This is a genomic window from Virgibacillus siamensis (genome assembly GCF_039522605.1).
Taxonomy (GTDB): Bacteria; Bacillota; Bacilli; order Bacillales; family Amphibacillaceae; genus Lentibacillus; species Lentibacillus siamensis.
Genome location: NZ_BAAADS010000017.1, coordinates 15,906 through 38,365 on the forward strand (window position 1 = coordinate 15,906; position 22,460 = coordinate 38,365).

The 22,460-nt window shown below is 38.2% G+C and carries 21 protein-coding genes; 20 read left to right on the forward strand and 1 reads right to left on the reverse strand.

The window, feature by feature from the left end; translation table 11 throughout:
- The first annotated feature begins 11 nt into the window (after positions 1-11).
- The 3 genes from ABD010_RS12250 to ABD010_RS12260 all read left to right on the forward strand — a co-directional run bounded on the left by ABD010_RS12250 (position 12) and on the right by ABD010_RS12260 (position 3,060).
- Positions 12-989 carry an ABC transporter substrate-binding protein gene (locus ABD010_RS12250; protein WP_343813451.1) on the forward strand — a complete coding sequence of 326 codons (978 nt, stop codon included), beginning with the start codon at positions 12-14 and terminating at the stop codon, positions 987-989.
- 130 nt (positions 990-1,119) lie between these two features.
- Entirely contained in the window at positions 1,120-1,917 is a 798-nt protein-coding gene (locus ABD010_RS12255) for an HAD family hydrolase (protein ID WP_343813454.1), read from the forward strand.
- A 192-nt stretch (positions 1,918-2,109) separates the two neighbouring features.
- A complete protein-coding gene (locus tag ABD010_RS12260) occupies positions 2,110-3,060 on the forward strand; it encodes a nuclease-related domain-containing protein (protein WP_343813457.1) in 951 nt (316 codons plus the stop codon).
- Between the two features lie 423 nt (positions 3,061-3,483).
- Here ABD010_RS12260 and ABD010_RS12265 read toward each other — a convergent pair whose 3' ends face one another.
- A complete protein-coding gene (locus ABD010_RS12265) occupies positions 3,484-4,560 on the reverse strand; it encodes a C40 family peptidase (RefSeq protein ID WP_343813518.1) in 1,077 nt (358 codons plus the stop codon).
- Between the two features lie 238 nt (positions 4,561-4,798).
- On the opposite strand from ABD010_RS12265, the gene ABD010_RS12270 reads away from it, so the two are divergent.
- From ABD010_RS12270 to ABD010_RS12350, 17 genes are all read left to right on the forward strand, one after another.
- Positions 4,799-5,755 carry an LCP family glycopolymer transferase gene (locus tag ABD010_RS12270; RefSeq protein WP_343813459.1) on the forward strand — a complete coding sequence of 319 codons (957 nt, stop codon included), beginning with the start codon at positions 4,799-4,801 and terminating at the stop codon, positions 5,753-5,755.
- 147 nt (positions 5,756-5,902) lie between these two features.
- Positions 5,903-6,670, forward strand: coding sequence for a YveK family protein (locus ABD010_RS12275; RefSeq protein WP_343813462.1), 768 nt, complete (start codon positions 5,903-5,905; stop codon positions 6,668-6,670).
- Complete coding sequence (locus ABD010_RS12280) at positions 6,645-7,343, forward strand: CpsD/CapB family tyrosine-protein kinase (protein WP_343813465.1); 699 nt, start codon at positions 6,645-6,647, stop codon at positions 7,341-7,343. Before ABD010_RS12275 ends, ABD010_RS12280 begins: the two co-directional genes overlap by 26 nt.
- 139 nt (positions 7,344-7,482) lie before the next feature.
- Positions 7,483-8,076, forward strand: a complete 594-nt coding sequence (locus ABD010_RS12285) for a CpsB/CapC family capsule biosynthesis tyrosine phosphatase (protein WP_343813519.1) — start codon at positions 7,483-7,485, stop codon at positions 8,074-8,076.
- A 321-nt stretch (positions 8,077-8,397) separates the two neighbouring features.
- Positions 8,398-9,162 (forward strand): tyrosine-protein phosphatase, encoded by a 765-nt coding sequence (locus tag ABD010_RS12290; RefSeq protein ID WP_343813468.1) that lies wholly within the window; start codon positions 8,398-8,400, stop codon positions 9,160-9,162.
- 112 nt (positions 9,163-9,274) lie between these two features.
- On the forward strand, positions 9,275-9,400 hold the full coding sequence (locus ABD010_RS12295) for a helix-turn-helix domain-containing protein (RefSeq protein ID WP_343813471.1): 126 nt from the start codon (positions 9,275-9,277) through the stop codon (positions 9,398-9,400).
- Positions 9,401-9,455: 55 nt separating this feature from the next.
- Positions 9,456-9,962 carry a response regulator gene (locus ABD010_RS12300; RefSeq protein WP_343813474.1) on the forward strand — a complete coding sequence of 169 codons (507 nt, stop codon included), beginning with the start codon at positions 9,456-9,458 and terminating at the stop codon, positions 9,960-9,962.
- A 152-nt stretch (positions 9,963-10,114) separates the two neighbouring features.
- Positions 10,115-11,944, forward strand: a complete 1,830-nt coding sequence (locus ABD010_RS12305; protein WP_343813477.1) for a polysaccharide biosynthesis protein — start codon at positions 10,115-10,117, stop codon at positions 11,942-11,944.
- A 13-nt stretch (positions 11,945-11,957) separates the two neighbouring features.
- On the forward strand, positions 11,958-12,842 hold the full coding sequence (gene galU, locus ABD010_RS12310; RefSeq protein WP_343813480.1) for a UTP--glucose-1-phosphate uridylyltransferase GalU: 885 nt from the start codon (positions 11,958-11,960) through the stop codon (positions 12,840-12,842).
- A gap of 158 nt (positions 12,843-13,000) precedes the next feature.
- On the forward strand, positions 13,001-13,636 hold the full coding sequence (locus ABD010_RS12315) for a sugar transferase (RefSeq protein ID WP_343813482.1): 636 nt from the start codon (positions 13,001-13,003) through the stop codon (positions 13,634-13,636).
- The gene (locus ABD010_RS12320; protein WP_343813485.1) at positions 13,633-14,472 is read left to right on the forward strand and encodes an NAD-dependent epimerase/dehydratase family protein; all 840 of its coding nucleotides are present in this window, start codon (positions 13,633-13,635) and stop codon (positions 14,470-14,472) included. Before ABD010_RS12315 ends, ABD010_RS12320 begins: the two co-directional genes overlap by 4 nt.
- A gap of 370 nt (positions 14,473-14,842) precedes the next feature.
- A complete protein-coding gene (locus ABD010_RS12325) occupies positions 14,843-16,003 on the forward strand; it encodes a glycosyltransferase family 4 protein (RefSeq protein ID WP_343813487.1) in 1,161 nt (386 codons plus the stop codon).
- Between the two features lie 32 nt (positions 16,004-16,035).
- A complete protein-coding gene (locus ABD010_RS12330; protein WP_343813489.1) occupies positions 16,036-16,836 on the forward strand; it encodes a glycosyltransferase family 2 protein in 801 nt (266 codons plus the stop codon).
- 99 nt (positions 16,837-16,935) lie between these two features.
- A complete protein-coding gene (locus ABD010_RS12335; RefSeq protein ID WP_343813491.1) occupies positions 16,936-17,982 on the forward strand; it encodes an EpsG family protein in 1,047 nt (348 codons plus the stop codon).
- Positions 17,983-18,145: 163 nt separating this feature from the next.
- Positions 18,146-19,114: a sulfotransferase domain-containing protein gene (locus tag ABD010_RS12340; RefSeq protein WP_343813493.1), complete on the forward strand. Its 969-nt coding sequence runs from the start codon at positions 18,146-18,148 to the stop codon at positions 19,112-19,114.
- A 249-nt stretch (positions 19,115-19,363) separates the two neighbouring features.
- A complete protein-coding gene (locus tag ABD010_RS12345; RefSeq protein WP_343813496.1) occupies positions 19,364-20,359 on the forward strand; it encodes a glycosyltransferase family 2 protein in 996 nt (331 codons plus the stop codon).
- A 728-nt stretch (positions 20,360-21,087) separates the two neighbouring features.
- Positions 21,088-22,254, forward strand: a complete 1,167-nt coding sequence (locus ABD010_RS12350; protein ID WP_343813498.1) for a nucleotide sugar dehydrogenase — start codon at positions 21,088-21,090, stop codon at positions 22,252-22,254.
- Positions 22,255-22,460 lie beyond the last annotated feature (206 nt).

Genomic DNA, 22,460 nt, shown 5'->3' on the forward strand with positions numbered 1-22,460 from the left:
TTTTTACTGACATGAAGAAAGTTTACAAACGGATTGCTGTCATCATGATGATCATTCCACTGCTCGTGTTGGCGGCGTGTTCCGGTTCGGATGACGGATCGGATAAAGAAAGCAGCAGCAGTAATGGAGACAAGGCGAAAAAAGAGCCAATCGTCTTTGCAGATGCAGGATGGGAAAGTCTCCGGTTCCATAACTGGGTGGCCCGTACGATTATCGAGGAGGGTTATGGCTATCCGACCGACGTCACGCAAGGATCGACCTCGGTAACGGTATTGGCCTTGCAGGATGGTGACATTGATGTCTATATGGAAATTTGGAAACAAAATATCAAAGCAGCCTGGGAAAAGGCGGTAGATTCAGGAACGGTGAAGAAAGTATCAGTTAACTTTGATGATAATGTGCAAGGATTTTACGTTCCAACCTATGTTATCGAAGGGGATCCGGAGCGCGGAATCAAACCGATGGCACCGGAACTTAAAACGACAGAAGATCTGGCTAAATATGCGGATGTATTTGATGGAAAATTGTACGGATCACCACTTGGCTGGAAGGCGGAAGAAATTGCTCAGCAGGAAATGAAGAAATACGGTCTGAAGGAAGAGTTTAAATATATTCAGCCAGGCTCAGGTGCATCCCTTAAAAAGTCGATGGTGAAACATTACGAAGATGGAGAGCCGTGGGTAGGCTATATGTGGGGACCGACCTGGATGCTTGGCATGTATGATATGACGTATCTGGAAGGCTCATTCCCGCAAAATGATGTTATCGTCGCTATTAATAAAGAATTCGGCAAAACGGCACCAGACGTTGTTGACTTTTTGAGCAATTACCAAACAAGCGCCGATATCACCAATGCTGTCCTGTCCGATATGCATAAAAATGATATTAAGGCGGAAGAAAAAGCAAAAGAATGGCTCAAGAAAAATCCGGATATCTGGACTGAATGGGTACCGGATGACGTTGCCAAAAAAGTAAAAGAATCATTGTAAAGGAAAACATCCAGCTGCGGCTGGATGTTTTTTATTATACAAAACGTCATTAAATTTACACATGGAGTTTACACAGGTTTAATATTCCAATGTTAGCATGGGTGTATAAACAATAAGGAGGCAAAATAATTTGAGTATCCGTGCGTTATTTATTGACATGGATGACACGTTGTTAACAGCATCAAAAAGCATATCGGATCGAAACAGGAAAGCGATCATTAGACTGATGAATCAGGGAGTGAAGGTGTTTCTGGCTACTGGCCGGCATTATGAAATCACCGCCCCATACCATAAAGAACTTGGACTGCAAACACCGATGATTTGCTTGAATGGCGCTTCCATTCATGATCCGTTGGCAGGAAGAGTGATGCAACGGAATACAGTCCAATTAAATAAAGAACGATTTCACGACTTGACTGATAAAATCCGCGGTAATGTCATTATCCATACAGCAAACGGGTTTTATTGCAATCACACAAATGCAGAAATTGACGATTGGATACAGGTTGGACAAACGGGACCGCAATATATCGGTGATTTACGGCAGGCACATTATGCGGATGTCCTGAAATACAGTGTTCGAACTGGTGCACCATGTCCCGCGTTATCCGCTTTGTTTAAGGATGAAGCAGAAGTCATTAACTGGAATGACGGGTTTGAGCTGGTTGCCCCGAATGTGTCGAAATGGTCAGCCATAAAAAGCTTGCTTGACGCATTTCGAATTTACCCAAGTGAAGCAGCAGCAATTGGTGACGGACCAAATGATACCGAAATGCTTCGTCGCGTCGGGATAAGCGCAGCAATGGGAAACGCCAGTGACGAGGTAAAAGCAGCAGCTGATCTTGTAACAGGGCACCACGAAAAAGATGGATTAGCGGAGTTTATTGAAGGCTATCTTGAGGAGTCAGTTGAGGCGTTTATGATTTAATGGTTAAATACTATCAAAATTAAATTTTACAATCCGCATGTCGCCTATTTCTGGATTAGATAAGCGGTTTCGGTAAATTTAGGTTATTCCACACGTCAAAATGCCGTTTTGCAGGCGCTGCAGCCAATTTTGGCAAATTTTACTTTGGAAGGAAGTGTTTTATAATGTAGGAAAAACAGGAAGTGAACCAAAATGAAAATTAAAACGCGTAAAAAACCTCGACCGCTCGTGAAGCTGGATGCGATTATTCCGAGGCTGGCACCGAATTTCCCCAGGCTGTCCGAGATGAAACAGGATGCAGCTATTCGCCAGCGCGGCTACATCGGCGAAAAGAAAGTGGACTACTATCTTGATAATCTTGCCACAAGACACACCATTCTGCAGGACGTATGCCTCCAAGTGAACGGAAAAACCACCCAATCTGACAATGTTATTTGCGGAAAATACGCCATATATCTAGTTGAAGCAAAACATTTTAAGGACAAAATCACCTTCAACACTAACCTACGCCAGCTCACCCGCAGTAACGGCGTAATTGAATCCGGCTTCGAATATCCCATCACCCAAGTCGAAAATCAAAAGTTCCACCTCCAAAATTATTTATTCCAGCACAACATGACCAACATTCCCATCTATTACTTTGTCGCCATCGCCGATCCATCCACGATCATTGAAGTGGTGGGGGATGAAATAGAACTCGCCAAAGTCGTCGCGCACGGCGCCCGCATTCCCTCAATGATACTGGAAAAAGAACGTGAGCTTACGAACGCAGGTGCTGGCAAATTGCAGGATTGGCAAATAGGAAAACAGATTTTAAGCGACTGCATCGAATATGACCGCGATATCATCCGGGAATATGGCATTCAGCTGCGCGATTTGTCACCAGGTGTGATGTGTCCGGATTGCCGATTGCTCGGAATGCGGCGGGTGCATGGTGGATGGGGGTGTGGAAAGTGTGAGTGCTATTCAGTGAACGCTCACTTGGAAGTATTGCGGACATACTTATTGTTTAAACCTTATATTACCAATAGTGTATGTATGCGGTTGTTGAGAATCGATTCTCGCGGCATTGCGACGAGGATATTGGCAAATTGTGAGTTTTTACGGTTAGAAGATGGAAAGCGCTGGGTGGTAGGGAGATAGCGGAGCAGCAGCAAAGGGAGAACGTGCGAACTTGGGGTTCAAACGTGCGAACTCAGCAGTCAAACGTGCGAACTCAGCAGTCAAACGTGCGAAGTTGGGCCCGAAACGTGCGAACTCAGCAGTCAAACGTGCGAAGTGGGGTCGGAAACGTGCGAACGCGTGCTCAAACGTGCGAAGTGGGGTCGGAAACGTGCGAACGCAGGGTGCTCAAACGTGCGAAGTCCACTCGAAAACGTGCGAACGCGGTAACCAAACATGCGAAGTCAGCATCCAAACGTGCGAACTCCACCCAAAAACATGCGAACTCGACATCAATGTGCGATCCCGTCAGGCAGTTGATTTTCGGCGGCAGCCGAAAATCTTCCATTCCATTCAATAAAAAAGCCATTCGGTCACGACCGAATGGCTTCCTTCATAAATAAATTAATAAAAACGCTTAAAGCTGTCAAAGTGCTTGCTCCAGTATGGGTTGTCCAGGTTGGCAATTTCTACGCCGTCTGAGCTGGCGTTGATGAATCGGTTATTTCCTAGATAGATTCCCATGTGCGAGATGCCGGATTTATAGGTGTTCTCGAAAAATACTAAGTCCCCGACTTGTGGCTTGTTTACATAGAAGGAGCGGTTAAAATAGCCCTCAGTGGACAAGCGGGAAAGATTTTTTCCTGCTTTATTATATACATAATAAATATATCCGCTGCAGTCGAATCCGGATGGTGTGGTGCCGCCCCATGCATAGCCGACGCCCAGCTGGTTCTTGGCGGTGCTCACCAGCTCATTAACATTATAGTCGGTATCCACCGCGGATCCGCCCGAGCTGGAACCGGAATTACCGGATGAGCCCGCGTTCGATCCGGAGCCTGCATCCGAGCCGCCATTCCCACTGGATCCAATATTCAACTTCTGTCCAACATATATCAAACTAGACGACAAATCGTTCCATCGTTTTAATTCCCGAACCGACACGTTATGTTGCGCGCCGATTTCTGATAACGTATCTCCGGATTTCACGGTATACACGGTAGCGGAACCAGTTGAAGGTTCACCTGAAGAAGAGCCAGAACCCGCGCTCGAACCAGAATTAGAGGATGACCCCGCACCCTTCGACACAGCCAGCTTATCGCCCGGGTGAATCAGCCAGGAATCTAAATTATTCCAATCCATCAAATCAGATAACGAAATATTATGTCTGGACGCGATGCCGCTTAGCGTGTCACCGCTCTTCACTGTATATGTAGATTTACTAGAATTATTAGTTGATTGATTAGTAGAATTAGATGATTTCGAAGTTTCCAGTACCTGATTCGGGAAAATTAAGTTGCTGCTGAGATCGTTCCAGTCTTTCAAGTTTGCGACACTCGTGTTGTGCTTCTGTGCGATGCCCCAAAGTGAATCGCCGCTTTTAACTTTGTATGAAGCAGCTTCGGCATCTTGCGCACCAATAAATGCTGATGCAATGAAAGCAGTTGCAGTCACCGACATAAATATTTTCTTGTTGGCCAAATCGATTAATCTCCCTTCACATGCAGATAGTTTAAAGTACATATAAGTATAGCATGCAGATGTAAAAATTTAATAGATTCTTGTCGTATTTGTAATAACAATGTAATATAAGTAAACTTCCTGTAACCAAAATTAACCTGTTTCATTCATCGTTCAATTACGTTATAATAGTAAGGGTCATGTAAAAGTCAAAATTCGACAAATCAAACGGAAACAATAGAAATTGAGGTTATAGATTATGAGTGAAAATAAAAGAATGTACAGACATCACAAGCCCAAAAAGGTGAAGCGATGGATAAAAGTCCTTTCAAGTATAATAGGTTTACTGGTGCTGGGTGTTGTCGCCTATGTAACGTCCATCTATGTGGATGCGAAAAGCACCATTAATGATGAAGTCTATCAAAACGTAAAATCCATCGATGAAGATGTCGGGAAAGATAAAATGAACAACGAGGAACCGCTCAACATCCTCCTGCTCGGCGTGGATAAGCGCCCGAACGATACTGGCCGGTCCGATGCGATTATGGTGCTGTCATTGCGTCCGAAACAAAACGAGATGAAAATCGTCAGCATTCCGCGTGACACACGGGTGGACATTGCCGGGCAAGATTATGGATATGAAAAAATCAATCACGCCTATGCTTACGGCGGGGTCGGCAAGTCGGTTGCTACGGTGGAAAGTTTCTTGGACATCGAACTGGATTACTATGTGTCGATGAACATGCAGGGGCTGTCCGACATGGTCGATGCAATCGGCGGTATTAACGTCAACAACGAGATAGAATGGTATGATGAAGGCTATTACAAAAAAGGCTACCATTACGAGAAAGGCAACATCCATCTGAATGGACCGCAAGCAATGGGCTATGTCCGCATGCGCCACCTCGACCCACGAGGCGATCTCGGCCGGACGGAACGACAGCGGCAGGTCATTAAAGCGGTCGTTGACAAAGGTGCCAGTTTCTCATCAGTCGGAAAAATCGGCGATATGCTCGATGTGCTCGGTGACAACATGTCGACCAATCTCGATTTTGCCGATATGAAAGGCCTGTTCATGAATTACCGCAATGTACGCAAAAATATGGACACTTACATGATGAAAGCAGAACCTGCCAGAATTGATGGGGTATTCTACTTCCAGGTAGCGGAAGAAGAAGTGCGGAAAGTTCATGACATGCTGGCGAAAAAGAACTAGATTACGAAAGAACCACACCACATTGGGTGGTTCTTTTTCTATCACAAAAACTATACAGTAATCGGCAAAAGTGTGTTATAATTTCGTTTGTATTGTCGAACTTATCGTATACTTAATAGAATGAAAGTTAATGGAGGTACGCACAACATGGAGGAAACCATCTCCCTCAAGGAAATTTTTGAGGTTATCAAGAAACGCTTGTTGCTGATTATCACACTTATCGTGGCGGCAGCCTTAATCAGTGCAATCGTGACGTTTTATGTTTTAACTCCGAGTTATGAAGCAAGTTCCCAGTTTATCGTTAACCAGAGCCAACAGAAATCAGATGCGCCGTATAGTGTTAACGACATCCAGACAAGTCAGCAACTGATTAATACGTATAATATCATTATAAAAAGTCCGGCCATCCTGGAAGACGTTGTAAAGGAATTGGACCTGGGCATCACCGCCAGCCAGCTGCAAAATAAACTCAATGTGGCTAGTGCGGAAAAGTCACAAGTTGTGACGGTAACGGTAACGGATACAAACCCGCAACAGGCACAAGAAATTGCCAACACAACCGTTAGTGTTTTCCAGAAAAAAACCCCGGACATCATGAACGTGGATAATGTCAGTATTCTATCCAACGCAGATGTTGGCGACGACCCAGCACCGGTCAGTCCGAAACCGATGCTGAACATCGCTATTGCCATTGTACTCGGTGGCATGATTGGCGTAGGCTTGGCGTTCCTGCTTGAATACCTGGATAATACGGTTAAGACTGAATCGGATATTGCCGAGAAGCTTGGTGTTCCAGTACTGGGCATTATTTCGCACATTGATGATAACGATATCCGCCCTGATGACTTTCAGGCGGCAGCAGTAAGCAGACGAAAGCGAGGTGGTTTCAGTGGGTCGCAAAAAAAGTCAATCTAAAAACAGTAAAATCCGGCACCTGATTACCAAATTGAACCCAAAGTCACCTGTATCCGAGCAGTTCCGGACGGTAAGAACGAACATCCAATATGCTTCGGTCGACAGTGAATTGAAAACCATCCTCGTCACATCATCAGGCCCGGAAGAAGGCAAATCATCCAGCGCCGCTAACCTGGCCGTTGTCTACGCACAGCAGGGCAAAAAAGTGCTGCTTGTCGATGCCGATATGCGAAAACCAACTGTGCACTATACGTTCCGGTTGGATAACCTGACCGGACTGAGCAATCTTCTGGTAGGTGATTCGTCCATTCAACAGGCAGTCAATGAAACGGATGTGGAAAACCTGGATGTCATCTCATGCGGACCAATCCCGCCGAACCCATCCGAACTGCTTGGGTCAAAAAAGATGGAACAAATGATTAACGAGGCAAGTATGACATATGACATCATTCTATTTGACACGCCACCTGTTCTGGCTGTGACAGATGCTCAGATTCTCGCTAACCTGTCTGACGGGTCACTGCTGGTTGTCCGCAGCAAACAAACAGAGTACGAAACCGCACAAAAAGCACTTGAGGTACTTCAGTCAGCACAGGCAAAATTATTGGGATCCATCCTGAATGATGTCGAAAAGAAGAAAAACAATTATTACTACTATTACGGGGTAAACTAACTTGTAGAAATATGAGGAATATTGTACCAAAATTTCCTTGCTTTTTGGCAAGGAAATTTGTTATGATTATGTTTAGGTAATAAGTAGCAGGAATGAAGTGCTACAATCTGTATCGAATTGGAAATTGGTTAACGAAAGGATGTCGAAAATGAGTGAAGTTAAAGAGGCTCAAAAGCATGAATCACTCCATGAATCGACCGGAAAAGGGATCCAAATCTATGAAAATATCGTAACTGACTTAAAACGCGGGCATATCGCACCATTTATGAAAAATACAGGGTATGTTCTAATTGAGCTGCCGACCGACCACCTGCCCCCATATATAAGTACATTAATCTATGACATGCAAATGGTCGGGTATACACCGATATTCTCCAATGTGGAGCGGAATAAAGATATCATCGATAAGCCGAATAACCTTTATCGTATGGTTAAAAGAGGAGCGCTCGTACAAGTGAGTGCTGCTGGCGTGATGGGTAAAAAAGGTAAGAAGGCAGAAAAACTCATCCAATTGCTGCTTGGTGTTAATATGATCCACTTTGTAGCATCAGACGCGCAAGATTCCAGAAAAGGTGAATTCCAACTGCAAAAAGCATACAAACGGCTCGGATCTTATTACGAGGAGTATTTTCGTGAAAACAGTAACCTTCTGTATAGTGGTGAACGGATTATTAAAAAAGAACCCGAACATGTCATAAAAAGCAAGATCGTACGTTTTCTAAAAGGTTTGTAAACTACTAATATAGTACGACATCTTATGACTATGCAACTATCGGCTATTCCAATGGTTTGAATGTGGTTTGTGAATGATAGTTAAATGCATAGTCATTCTTATGTGCAGTTGAGGTATTATTAATGATTTATAGCACAACTAGAAATTACCGTTGTATGTAACCATTTGCATATGTTTTAATAGTATTATTGTCAATTAATCGACGAAATCATCTGCATATTTCTGCTGTCGATTATTGAAATATACTGTAAAATTTACCAGATTTTTGTTATACTAAATTATTAGTATTTCTATTAAACTAATTATCTGGACGTGAGCAGCATGATTGATATACATTGTCACATACTACCCGGCATTGATGACGGGGCAAAAACAATGGAAGACAGTCTGGACATGGCAAAAACTGCCGCCCAGCAAGGAATCAAAACCATTGTTGCCACCCCGCATCACTGCAACGGCAAATATGATAATTACAAACAGGATATAATCACGCGTACAAACGAACTGAACGAGCGACTGAGTAAGGAAGGCATTCCATTGACGGTCCTCCCCGGGCAGGAGTCGAGAATACATGGGGACATGATTGAAGGACTCCAAAAGGGTGAGGTTGCCCCACTGAATGACACCAAGTATGTCTTTGTCGAATTCCCGTCCAATCAGGTACCGCGGTATACGAAACAGTTGCTGTTTGATATGCAGGTGGCTGGTTATACACCAATCATCGTGCACCCGGAGCGGAATTCCAAACTGATTGAGCATCCTACTATGTTGTTTGAATTTGTACAAAGAGGAGCCTTAACTCAAGTAACAGCTGCAAGCTTGGCCGGGAAATTCGGGAAAAAAATCCAAAAGTTCTCCAACCAGCTTGTTGAGGCAAATTTAACGCATTTTATTGCTTCAGATGCACATAATACAACTACACGAGGGTTTGCGCTGAATGAGGCTTATCAGGAACTCCAGGAACAACATGGAAATGAGGCATATTATATGTTTCTGGAAAACACTCAGCTTCTTGTTGACGGTCAAAATGTAAACCGGATGGAACCGGAAATGATCAAGAAGAAAAAATTCTTGGGACTGTTCTAAAAGTGTCGGATTTAGAAACCCTATCTGTCTGGCGCTTTTTATAGTTATACACATTTTTGCGAACCTAATTCAGTATAATAGGACCATTTCGATGCCTAAGGGGTTGTGATTCGTGATTAACGTACTGTTGGTAGAAGATGAGCGGCTGTTCCGTGAAGGTGTCCGGTCATTATTGAAAACCGAAGACAACATTAATATGGTTGGGATGGCCGAAGATGGAAAAGTGGCCCTCGCTTAGATTGTAGAACCCACGCCGAATGTTGTGTTAATGGACATTCATATGCCGAGTCTCGATGGGGGTCCAGGCTACGTCACAAATCAAGGAGAATCGCCCTGATGTCCAAGTAGTGCTGCTGACAACAACCCCTGATGAGGAACTCGTTATCCGCGGCATCAGCGTCGGAGCGGATGGCTTCCTTCTGAAGGAATTATACCCGGAAAATTTGCACCGTGCTATTCGCGATGCTTATCGCGGTCAGACAGTATTTAACGGTGAAGTAGCCAGTATTCTTTCCGGCCGGGTCCGCGAACTTACACTAAGCAATAAACAAATTCTCGGCGAAAATCACGGGTTATTCCTCACCGATCGGGAACTTCACATCGCGTATCTTATTATGGAAAAGCACTCAAACAAGCAAACTGCAGACAAACTTTTTTTGGCGAAGGAACGGTTAAAATTTATATCAGTATTTATCTATTACAAGCTGCAAATTCATAAACGCAACGAGGTAATTGAATTTTTACATACTGTCCCTTCGAAAACAGCTTCGACATTTATTGACGTTTTTCGATGGTGCTAAGCAAAGGTATTACTCCGGATGGCAAAGTCGCTTAAAATATGACCTTGTATCTAGTATGATAGGAGTGTTGTTTTTAACACAATTTTAAAAAACAATCACTTCAATAGATGTTATAATAGAATTGTCGAAAATACAGGAAAGGTGTTGTTGGAATGAGTTATAAAAGTCGAATGACTTTACTTATGATTATGGATTCGATTATTGTCAGTATGGCAATCTTCGTCGCTGCCTGGGTTGTCTATCCCTTTATGCCTGTATTTGAAAATTCAGCACTCATCATCAGCTCTATTGCTCTATTATTTTTTCATCACCTTTTTGCAATGGTTTATAAATTATACAACAAAGTATGGGCATATGCGAGTGTCGGTGAACTAATTGCAATTGTAAAAGCTGTCACCTTATCTATCATAACGGCAGGAATTATTCAATTTTTAACAAATGATTTTTCCATGTTTAAACGGGCACTTGTTGTCACCTGGCTATTACATATTACATTAATCGGTGGATCCCGTTTCATCTGGCGCATCTATCGTGACCGTTACGTTACAAATGCTAAGGATAAAAAACGTACACTAATTGTGGGTGCTGGGGCGGCTGGCTCTATGATTGTTCGGCAGTTGAAAAATAACTTCGATAACAGTGAACTGTTGCCAGTTGCTTTTGTTGATGATGACTTGAGTAAACAACGGATGCAGATATACGGAATTCCTGTATTAGGACGAGCAATACACATACCAGAAATTGTCGAAAGGCAGAACATCGAACATATCGTCATTGCTATTCCGTCTTTACAAAATGGCGCATTGAACAAGCTCGTAATGGAATGCAACCAAACAAATGCTCAAGTGCAGATGATTCCCAAAATAGAAGATCTGATGACCGGAAAAGTTTCGGTCAACCACTTAAAAAATGTTGAGGTGGAAGACCTGCTTGGACGCGAACCAGTTGAACTTGATATCAATGCTATTTCGGAGTATGTAACCCGAAGTACTGTCATGGTAACCGGTGCCGGTGGATCAATTGGATCAGAACTGTGCCGCCAATTGATGCGTTTTTCGCCCGGTAAAATCATACTCGTGGGACACGGCGAATTCAGCATTTATACGATTGATATGGAATTACGTGAGAAATACCCGAACGATGATGTGGAAATTGTTCCGGTGATCGGCGATGTCCAGGACCGCGAGCGTATATTTGAAATTGTACGACAGCATCAACCGGCGATCGTCTATCATGCAGCCGCACACAAACATGTACCATTAATGGAGTACAATCCACATGAGTCGGTCAAAAACAATGTCATCGGTACAAAAAATGTCGCCGAAGCGGCTGATACATTTGGAGTTGCCAAGTTCGTCATGGTATCCACCGACAAAGCGGTAAACCCGACTAATGTGATGGGTGCTACCAAACGAATTGCCGAAATGGTTGTACAGGATATTTCACGAAGAAGCAAAACTAAATTTGTCGCCGTTCGATTTGGTAATGTTCTCGGAAGCCGCGGAAGTGTGATACCACGATTTAAGAAGCAGATTGAGAATGGTGGCCCAGTTACAGTTACTGATCCGGAAATGACACGTTACTTCATGACGATACCTGAAGCATCAAGACTGGTTATACAGGCAGGTACACTTGCCAAGGGTGGAGAAATATTTGTCCTAGACATGGGTGAACCAGTAAAAATTGTTGATTTGGCGCGTAATCTTATTAAACTATCAGGCTACTCCGAAGATGAAATAAAGATAGAATTCACCGGTAAACGTCCTGGTGAGAAAATGTATGAGGAACTGCTTGGTGAAGATGAGGTTCTGCCTGGGGAAGTTTATGAGAAGATTTATATTGGACGGACGATTGAGGTGGATTCCGGCTTGCTTGTTGATTTGATTGAGCGGTTTGAAGGATACGATTCTACCGATTTGAAGGATGAATTGATGAAGATTGTTTATATGGAGAAGACGCTGTTAGCTGTGAAAGGCTCATAAGGAGGTTGTATTAATGAAAACTATTAAAAAAGCAATTATTCCAGCGGCAGGACTTGGTACGAGATTTCTGCCAGCTACAAAGGCTATGCCAAAAGAAATGCTTCCAATCGTGGATAAGCCAACAATACAATATATTGTTGAAGAGGCTGTGCAATCTGGCATTGAAGATATTATTATTGTAACTGGTAAGCATAAACGCGCCATTGAAGACCACTTTGATAATAATTTTGAACTGGAAGACAACTTGATTAAGAAAGAGAAGTTTGAATTACTAGAAAAAGTAAATCAGACATCAAATGTTGATATCCATTATATTCGTCAAAAAGATCCACAAGGCTTGGGTCACGCTGTTTGGTGTGCCCGTAAGTTCATAGGTGATGAGCCGTTTGCCGTTCTTCTGGGAGATGATATTGTGGAAGCAGAAACACCTGGGTTAAAACAATTGATCCAGCAATATGAACAAACCGAACGCTCTGTTATCGGTGTCCAACAAGTATCTCATGAAGAAACCGATCGTTATGGTATTGTTGATCCAAGTATGATTGAAGGCAGACGTTACAAAGTGGACCTTCTTGTTGAAAAACCTGCCCAAGGATCAGCACCTTCGAACTTAGCTATAATGGGTCGCTATATCCTGACGCCGGAAATCTTCAAATATCTTGATAAACATAAAATTGGAGCGGGTGGTGAAATCCAACTGACAGATGCCATTCAGAATTTAAATCAAGAGCAGGATGTCTACGCATATGATTTTGAAGGAAAACGTTATGATGTTGGTGAAAAGCTAGGGTTTATCAGGACAACTTTAGAATTTGCCTTGAAAGATAGCGTTATTGGTCAAGATGTAGCGGCGTTGGTTGATGAGTTGACCGATAAGCAAAAGGTGAAAAACTTATAGCTTTCTTCTTTTATAATCTTGTTCACATATATGTCAGGTGTCAGGCTTTAAAGGTTTGGCATTTCGCCATGTCACTCGTTTAGAGTTTCAACAGTTGCTTGGGCACTATATATTCTGAATTAGTCCAAACAATTTTGATTTGTGAGGAGCGTCATAACATGTATTTAAAAATAAAACGAATAATGGATCTTGTACTCTCATTAGTTGGTCTGGCTCTATTATCACCAGTGTTCTTAATTCTCATTATTAGTATTAAACTCGATTCTAAGGGTCCGGTGTTATTTAAACAAAAGAGGGTTGGAATCAATAAAACACATTTCAACCTTCTAAAATTTCGTACGATGAAGATCGATACGCCTAAGGATACACCAACCCACTTGTTAAAAAATCCTGATCAATATATTACGATGATGGGAAAGTTTCTTAGAAAAACATCCCTTGATGAATTACCACAAATCTTTAATATTATTTATGGCACGATGAGCATTATAGGGCCAAGGCCGGCATTATGGAACCAATATGATTTAGTAGCTGAGAGGGATAAATTTGGTGTAAATGCTGTTCTGCCGGGACTAACCGGATGGGCGCAAATTAGAGGAAGAGATGAACTTCCGATTGATGTAAAAGCGTATCTGGATGGTGAATATGTGCAAAACATGAGCTTCTTATTCGATGTAAAATGTTTCTTTGGCACCTTCGTCAGCGTTATTAAAAGTGATGGAGTTGTGGAAGGCGGAACAGGGGTTACAGACAGGGAAAAGGTAACAAGTAAGAAGGAGACTGTATCAAAGTGAAACGGATACTAATCACAGGTAACAACAGTTATGTTGGCAATAGCTTGGCGAACTGGTTGGAAAAAGATCCTGACAATTATTCAATTGATAAAATAAGTTTAAGAGACAATACGTGGAAAGAAAAAGACTTTTCTAAGTATGATTCAGTTGTACATGTTGCTGGGATTGCTCATAGAAAAGAGACGAAAAAAAACAAACAACTTTATTACAGAATAAATAGGGATCTGACTCTAGCGATTGCGCTAAAAGCAAGAAATGAAAGTGTTCAACAGTTCATTTTCTTAAGTTCGATGAGTGTTTATGGATTAAAAGAGGGAGTTATTGATGAAAACACCTCCCTAAACCCAAAAAGCCATTACGGAAAATCCAAGCTACAAGCGGAAAAGAAGATTAAAGCTTTAACTACTTATAATTTTAAAGTAACCATAGTTCGACCGCCAATGATTTATGGTAAAGGATGTAGGGGTAACTACCAAAAATTAGCAAAATTGGCAGTTAAATTACCCTTATTTCCGGATATTGATAACCAACGTAGTATGATTTATATAGATAATTTATGTGAATTTATAAGATATTTAATTGAGAAGTCCAGTAGTGATATATTGTGTCCACAAAATAAGGAATATGTTAATACGAGTGAAATGGTTAGATTAATTGCACAAGAACATGGGAAACGAATGAAATTGATAAAACTGTTTAATTCTAAAATTACTATGGTTAGTAATGAAACTATAAAAAAGGTATTTGGTGATTTAGTATACGCAGAATCACTTAAGAGTTATAGAGGGCTAGATTTTGTTGATTTCAGGAAATCAATAAAATTAACGGAGGAGTAATAAATGAAGAAAGATAGGCATGTCTTTAGTTTTTTAATCATTACTTCATTAAGTACTTCCTATAAATAAGGCGTTAGCTCTTATTTTTGAGAAAGCATCTGGAATGGAAGTATCATATAAAGTAGTTGACAGAAGACCGGGCGATGCAGCCGTTTGTAACTCAGATCCAACAAAAAGTATTAAAAGGCACAAATTGAAATCTCAAAGAGGGCTTCATGATGTGAGTAGGGTTGCGTGAAATTGGTCGCAGAAAAATGGATTAATAACAATACTTAAAATATCTTGGCTCTTGATAGCTTAATATTGAGTAATACACTGGGTAAAGACTAATTTGATAAACAGTTGAAACTGAACGTTTGGGGAAGAGATAATGAAGAAGAAAGTTTTATTTGTAGCTACGGTGGTAAAAAAGCACATTATGGTTTTTCATATTCCATATCTTAAATGGTTTAAAGAGAATGGCTATGAAACCTATGTCTGCGCCAGGAACGATTATGAGAACCCGGAAGAATGTGTTATTCCTTATTGTGATTACTATTATGATATCCCATTTGAGCGCTCGCCATTTAAACTTAATAACTTTCGAGCATATAAACGTTTGAAAAATATTATTGATTTTAATGAGTTTGATCTAATCCATTGTCATACACCCGTAGGCGGGGCTTTAACGAGATTAGCAGCAAGAAGCGCAAGGCAACACAAAAGTACATCTGTCATATACACAGTACATGGTTTTCATTTTTTTAAAGGGGCTCCATTAAAGGATTGGTTAATTTTTTATTCGATAGAAAAATATCTTTCCCGATGGACCGATGCTTTAATTACAATGAATGGTGAAGACTTCGGGAATGGGAAAAAGATTACATTAAGGACGTCAACTGAGGTATATCATGTGAATGGAATAGGAATTAATAAAGAAAAGTTTATACCACAAACGGAAAAAGCAAAAAAATATTTAAGAAAGGAATACGGATTTAAAGAAAGTGACTTTATATTAATATATGTAGGAGAGTTAAGTCACAGAAAGAACCAAAGTTTACTTATAGAAACAATGAGTATATTAAAGGGTAGAATACCAAATATAAAATTACTTTTGGTAGGAAGCGGTTCTTTAGAAAAAAAATATAAGAAGCAAGTCGATAATTTAAAAGTAAGTGAAATTGTAAATTTTTTAGGTTATCGTACGGACATTGTGGAATTGATGACATTATCTGATTTGGCAGTGTCATCATCCATACAAGAGGGGTTACCAGTTAATGTAATGGAGGCTATGGCAACTGGATTACCACTTGTTGTCACCAATTCAAGGGGGAATCGTGATTTGGTAGTTAATGGGGTGAACGGTTTCGTTGGAGATAACGATGTCAATAAGTTCAGTAATGCTATAGCGGAATTACTGATCTCTGATGAACAGAGAATAAAACTTGGAAACTCCAGTTTAGACCTCATAGACAAGTACTCCCTCGATAATGTAATGGAAGAGATGAAAAGAATTTATTTAAAGCACATGACCGTTGAAAAAAATACTTAGTGGGATCAGAATAAATTTGGAGTGAATATAAAATGCCACGGTTATCAGTTATAATGGGGATTTATAATACTAACAATGAAAAAAAGCTTAAAGATTCTATTGGCTCAATACTTAATCAGACCTTTACAGATTTTGAATTTATAATATGTGATGATGGGTCTACAGACGGGACATTTGATTTAATAACAAAAATAACGGAACAAGATGATAGGGTAAAAATTCTTAGAAGTCAAACAAATAAAGGACTTGCAAAGGCATTGAACACTTGTATCGAAATAGCAACCGGTGAATATATTGCAAGAATGGATGCAGACGATATTTCAACCTTGGACAGATTCGAAAAACAAATCGACTTCTTAGATAATAATCCAGAGTATGCGCTAGTAGGATCCAGTATTATTTTGTTTGATGAAAAAGGTGACTGGGGTAGAAGACAAATGATGAAACTACCTAACACAGAAAGTTTTCTTTTTGGTCCCCCTTTTATTCATCCTTCTATAATAATAAGAAAGAGTGCAATATTGACTTTAAATGGTTATCGTGTAGATAAAGAAACATTACGATGTGAGGATTATGAACTGTTTATGAGACTATATTCGATGAATATGAAGGGTTACAATATTCAGGAGTCACTTCTTAAAATCCGCGAAAATCACGAAGCATTTAGCCGAAGAAAATATAAATACCGCTTTGACGAAGCTAAAGTCAGAGCAAAAGGATTTAAATCTTTAGGGTTGTTGCCCAAAGGATGGCCATATGTATTAAAACCGTTGATAGTCGGACTTATTCCACAAAGGGTTTTAAAAGCTATTAAGAATGAGTCCATAAAATGATCTTTATAGTAATTGCAACTGTATTATCAATTTTTATTTGAATTATTCAAGTCAATTTATACATTAATTTGTAAATAGTTAATGTTCAGGAGAAGACCTATGTATATATATTTTTTTACAGCTATTTTATCAAGCATATTTATCTTATTGTCTCGGGTTATTTATAAAAAGAATCGATTTATGGGAAACTTGCTTGCCATCTTTTCTTTTTTAATATTATGGATAACAGCTGCAGTGAGATTTAATGTAGGTACAGATTTTTTGAATTATTACTCGTATATAAATAGGCTTGATTCTATTGAAGTTAAAAACAATGAATATGGTATGTGGATTTTGGTTCATTTAATTAAAATTTTCACCCATGAAGGGCAGTTTTTCATTGTATTAACGTCGTTTATAATTACTTTTTTTATTTTCTATACTATTTATAAAAGGTCTTCTTACCCTGAATTAAGTATATTAATGCTTTTCGGGTTAGGATTTTATTTCAATTCATTAAATGCGATTAGACAATATATAGCAATAAGTATTATATTTTATTCAGTTCAATACTTGTTTAAGGCTAAAGTAAAGTTTTATGTTTTTTCAGTTTTTGTTGCAATGATGTTTCATTTTTCTTCAATAGTAACTCTTATATTTATGCCTTTGACCCGATTTAAGCATTTTACTATTAAAATTAGGTTTATGGTTATATTGGGTTTTATGCTTATATTGATATTTTATAACAGAATTTTAATATATATTATTCCGGATCAATACTCCTTCTATTTAGATACGAGATTTACAGAAGAAGGGGCAAATTATATCTTTCTTATATTATACCTTTTAATTACGATAGTGTTATATACATTTAAAAGAAAACTGATATATGAAAATAGCAAAAATGAATATTATATGTTTATTATACTAATTGGTACAGGTGTCTCATTGTTAGCAACTCAATCATTAATATTTATGAGAATAGCAAGTTATTTCACCATATTTTCTATTTTGGTTTTGCCTGACCTGGTTAAAATTGTTAAGGATAAGAACTTAAGGTTTATAACATACTTTGGACTTATTTGTATCTCGTTACTAGGTATGCTTTTATTCCTTAATCAAAACCTTAGCGAAGTATTACCCTATAAAACTTTTTTTAGTAAATAAACATAGAGATACGGATTTGTAGTTTAAAGCAGTAAATTTGTGGGATGAACAATAACCAAATTTACTTGTAAATCATGGTATTTTAGCTATTTTAAATTAGTACAACTTCTTTTCTTCTACAATAATTTTTAAATTATAAAACTTTATTAAAGGGATTGGTATCATGGGTAGTTATAGAAGTATAAAAAATAAAATATTTAATAAATCCAAAGCTATAAATCATACATTCATTTTTGAATTGAAAAGGTATAAGTATGAAAATGTAATTTTGCTACTTGGATCGGGAAGAAGTGGAACAACATGGATTTCAAATATAATTAATTATAGAAATGACTATCGATACGTGTTTGAGCCTTTTAATACCAGGACATCTAATACGCTGAAAAAACATTTTAATTACTTGCATTACCTTAATTATGACAATTCTGATTCTAATGCTTACAAGATAATTAGTGATATCATTCATGGTAAAGTGAATAATGTTTGGGTCAACTCTTTTAATAGAAGAATAAATAGCAAAGAAATATTAATAAAAGATATCCGAGCAAATTTAATGGCGTATTATATATATAACCATTTCACTGAAATTCCAATTGTGTTTGTAATTAGACATCCCCTTGCAGTAACTTATTCAAAAATGAAACTAAATTGGGATACGCACCTTGATTTGTATTTATCCCAAAATGAGTTAATCGCAAATCATTTATTTGATCAAAAGGATTATATAAAATTTATAAATGAGAAAGGTACAAAGTTTCAAAAGCATATAGTTATGTGGTGTATAGAAAATTATGTTCCATTAAATCAATTTCAATTGAATGATATACATTTTACGTTTTATGAAAATTTAATTTTCAGCCCCAAAAAAGAATTCGAACGATTATTTAACTATTTAAACAAAGAATTTAATGATGAGATATTCCGAATATTAAAAACCCCTTCACCCGTGGCAAGAACGGAAAGTTCCTTATTTACAGGGCAAAGCATGATTACAAGTTGGGAAGGCAAATATTCAAATGAGGAAAAGAATCAGGCAATGGATATTTTAAAAAAGTTTAATTTAGAACAGTTATATACAAGTGATTCACTAGGGGACTATAATACCTTAAAAAAAATATTGTCTAATAGTTAATAATAGAGGATGCAGATTTTTAGCAGAGGTTAGGGGAAAATGACATTCAAATAAAATCATGGATTAGGTGAAAATTTATTTAGAACTATTTTAATAATTATTTTCCTGTTTTCCTAGTAATTAAAATAAGGGAATCAATTAGATCGTTAGATAATGGATAAAACCATTATTATGCAATGGAAAGGAAATTTTAGAAATAAACGCTTGAATAAATAAGAAATTCCACAAATTTACTAGAGGGTGTTGGCAATGATTAGTTTATCCTATATAATTCCAACTTTTAACAATTTACATTTACTAAAAAGGTGCATTAAATCAATTGAAGGACAATTAGATGTTAATGATAGAGTCATTATTGTTGATGATGGAAGCAATGACAATACTTATGATTATTTATTACACAATTACAGTGAGAAACTGAATTTCATAATTCTTAATCAAAAAAACTCAGGGTCTGGTATCGCAAGGAATTATGGTCTGAATCAATGCAATACCGACTATTTATGGTTTATAGATTCTGATGATTATATAGAAGAGAATGCAAGCAGTATGATTAAATCCTCAATATCAAAGAATAATTACGATATTTTATTTATTAATTATAATTGGATTTTAAATGGTGGAACAAAAAAAAGCATAAATACTGTATTTAATACGGAAGATTTTAATGAGCTATTGTTAACAAAACACTATCCTTGGAATAAAATTATTAAAAGAAAAATATTTGAAGGTGTTAATTTTCCTAATAAAAAAATCAGATTTCAAGATCATGCTACCATTCCTGTATTGTTAAAAAAAGCTCAAAGAATTGGGTCTATAAAAAGCTCCCTATATAATTATGACTCTAATCACTTGAATAATATCAGTAAAGACTCAAGTAAGAACGATGATATATATATTGCTTGTGACTATTTAGTAAATTATTCTAATCAAGGAATATTTACAGAAGGTGAATTAGAAATAATTTTAATTAACACTTTACTCTTTGCGAAATTATTTAATCATTCAGAAAGTAATATTAAAGAAATACGTGCTGACTATTTAAAAATAAAAAAATATTTAGATGTGAATACTCCGAAATGGAAAGAATCTGGTATTTTTAAATTATCATCTAGTCAGAAATATAAACATCTGATTACCAATATTAAAATTAAGATTTGTATCGGAAGAATATTTAAGTACAGTATTTCTGCAACTTATTTATTAGTTTATATTTTATTAAGGATTAAAAGAGTAATAATGTAAATATCCACATTATTTCGCTTTCAAATTAGCATCGTATTCCATATTGAAAAATACTTGTAAAAGTCCAAGTCCAAGAAATTGATTTACTTGAAAAAATGGGGATGAGGGTAGGCTATAGGCCTTGTAAAATCAATGTTTTCCCGTTTACTCCTTTTACTATAACGGGCTCAAAGTCAAGCCATCAAATTATAAATAAATGGGTGCGAATTTGCACTTTGTATCAGATTTCAGTCTGATATAGCGTGAAAAAATCCGATTTAATTGGCAAATTGCCTTGTTTTTGCTGGAATAAAGTGTATTTATTACAATGATAAAGAAGCGAGAAGAAATTATAGTTCTTTGCATTCTTTGTGGAAATCGCCTTTTTCGACCATGGGACAGAAGATGTCCTTCATCAAGTGCTACCAATAATGTGATTTTGGTGTCTTAGGTTCTGATTTTTCCGGTACTTTAAAGTGTTTAAGCGATTTATTTTGAAGATATAATTGACTACATAAGTTTCATTCGGTTGCTGTCTTACTTTTTTAGAATACCATCCACAGAAAAGATGTTTATCCTAAGATAACCGTAATTGTTAATCAACAGTAGTATGTTTATTACAATTTTTTATGTAATTCATCTAATTTAAAGAGTATTTGAAAGTGTGTCCAATGCAAGAGGAAGTAAAGAATCGGAAATCACAAACATAAACCTAACATCACACAAGAGAAACAGGAGGAAACCAAACCATGAAAATTGCAGTCGCAGGAACAGGTTATGTCGGTTTGTCCAATGCCGTCCTGCTTGCCCAGCACAACAATGTTGTCGCATTTGACATCCTTCAGGAGAAAGTAAACATTATCAATCAAAAGCAGTCACCGATTACAGATAACGAAATAGAGAATTTCCTTGAGGATAAGGATTTGAACCTAACCGCTACCACAAGTAGTGAAGAAGCTTTTGTAGACGCTGATTATATTATCATTGCAACACCGACGAACTATGATCCGGATCAGAATTATTTTGACACATCGACAGTTGAAACGGTAATTGGTCAGGTTATGGATATTAACCCAGAAGCTGTTATGGTGATTAAATCCACTATTCCGGTCGGCTACACGAAAGAAGTTAGCAGCAAACTTCATACTGATAACATTATTTTTTCCCCCGAATTTTTACGGGAAGGCCAGGCATTATACGATAACTTGTATCCGTCACGTATTATCATTGGCGAGCAGTCCAAACGTGGTCAAATATTTGCCAACCTGCTGGTGCAGGGTGCCGTGAAGGAAAATATCGATGTATTGTTCACCAATTCAACCGAAGCCGAGGCTATTAAGTTGTATGCCAATACATATCTGGCTATGCGCGTATCATTCTTCAATGAACTAGATTCTTATGCAGAAGTGCGGGGCCTTGACACCAAACACATTATTGATGGTGTAGCACTAGATCCACGTATCGGAGGCCATTATAATAATCCTTCTTTTGGCTATGGCGGCTACTGCCTTCCAAAAGACACCAAACAGTTGCTTGCTAACTATAAGGATGTACCGAATAATATTATGCAGGCGATAGTGGATGCGAATCGGACGCGGAAAGATCACATTGCGAATATGGTTCTTGAGAGGAAGCCAGATGTTGTCGGGATATATCGCTTGACGATGAAGACAAACTCTGACAACTTCAGGCAATCAGCTGTACAGGGGGTTATGAAGCGTATTAAGGCAAAAGGTATTGAAGTCGTTGTTTACGAGCCAGTACTCACGGAAGAAACTTTTTATAACTCCCGAGTTGTGAATGACTTTGAAAAATTTAAGAACATATCGGATATTATTGTTGCCAACCGAATGACAAGTGAATTGAAAGATGTTGAGGAAAAGGTTTATACACGTGATTTGTTTAGTAGGGATTGATTTTTTAATTTTTAGGACTCAGAAATGAAATTTATCTCATTATAGTTTATTAAGCACAAAGTCAAATAAAAGAAATATATTGCTTTTTTGTTAGAGTCTACGTGTGGTTTATGAATCATTCAGAAATAGAGAATGTCTCGAATACTAAAACATCAATTGGTCTGCTATAATCTAAATGGTAAACTTTTTCCTTGTTCTTTAATTAG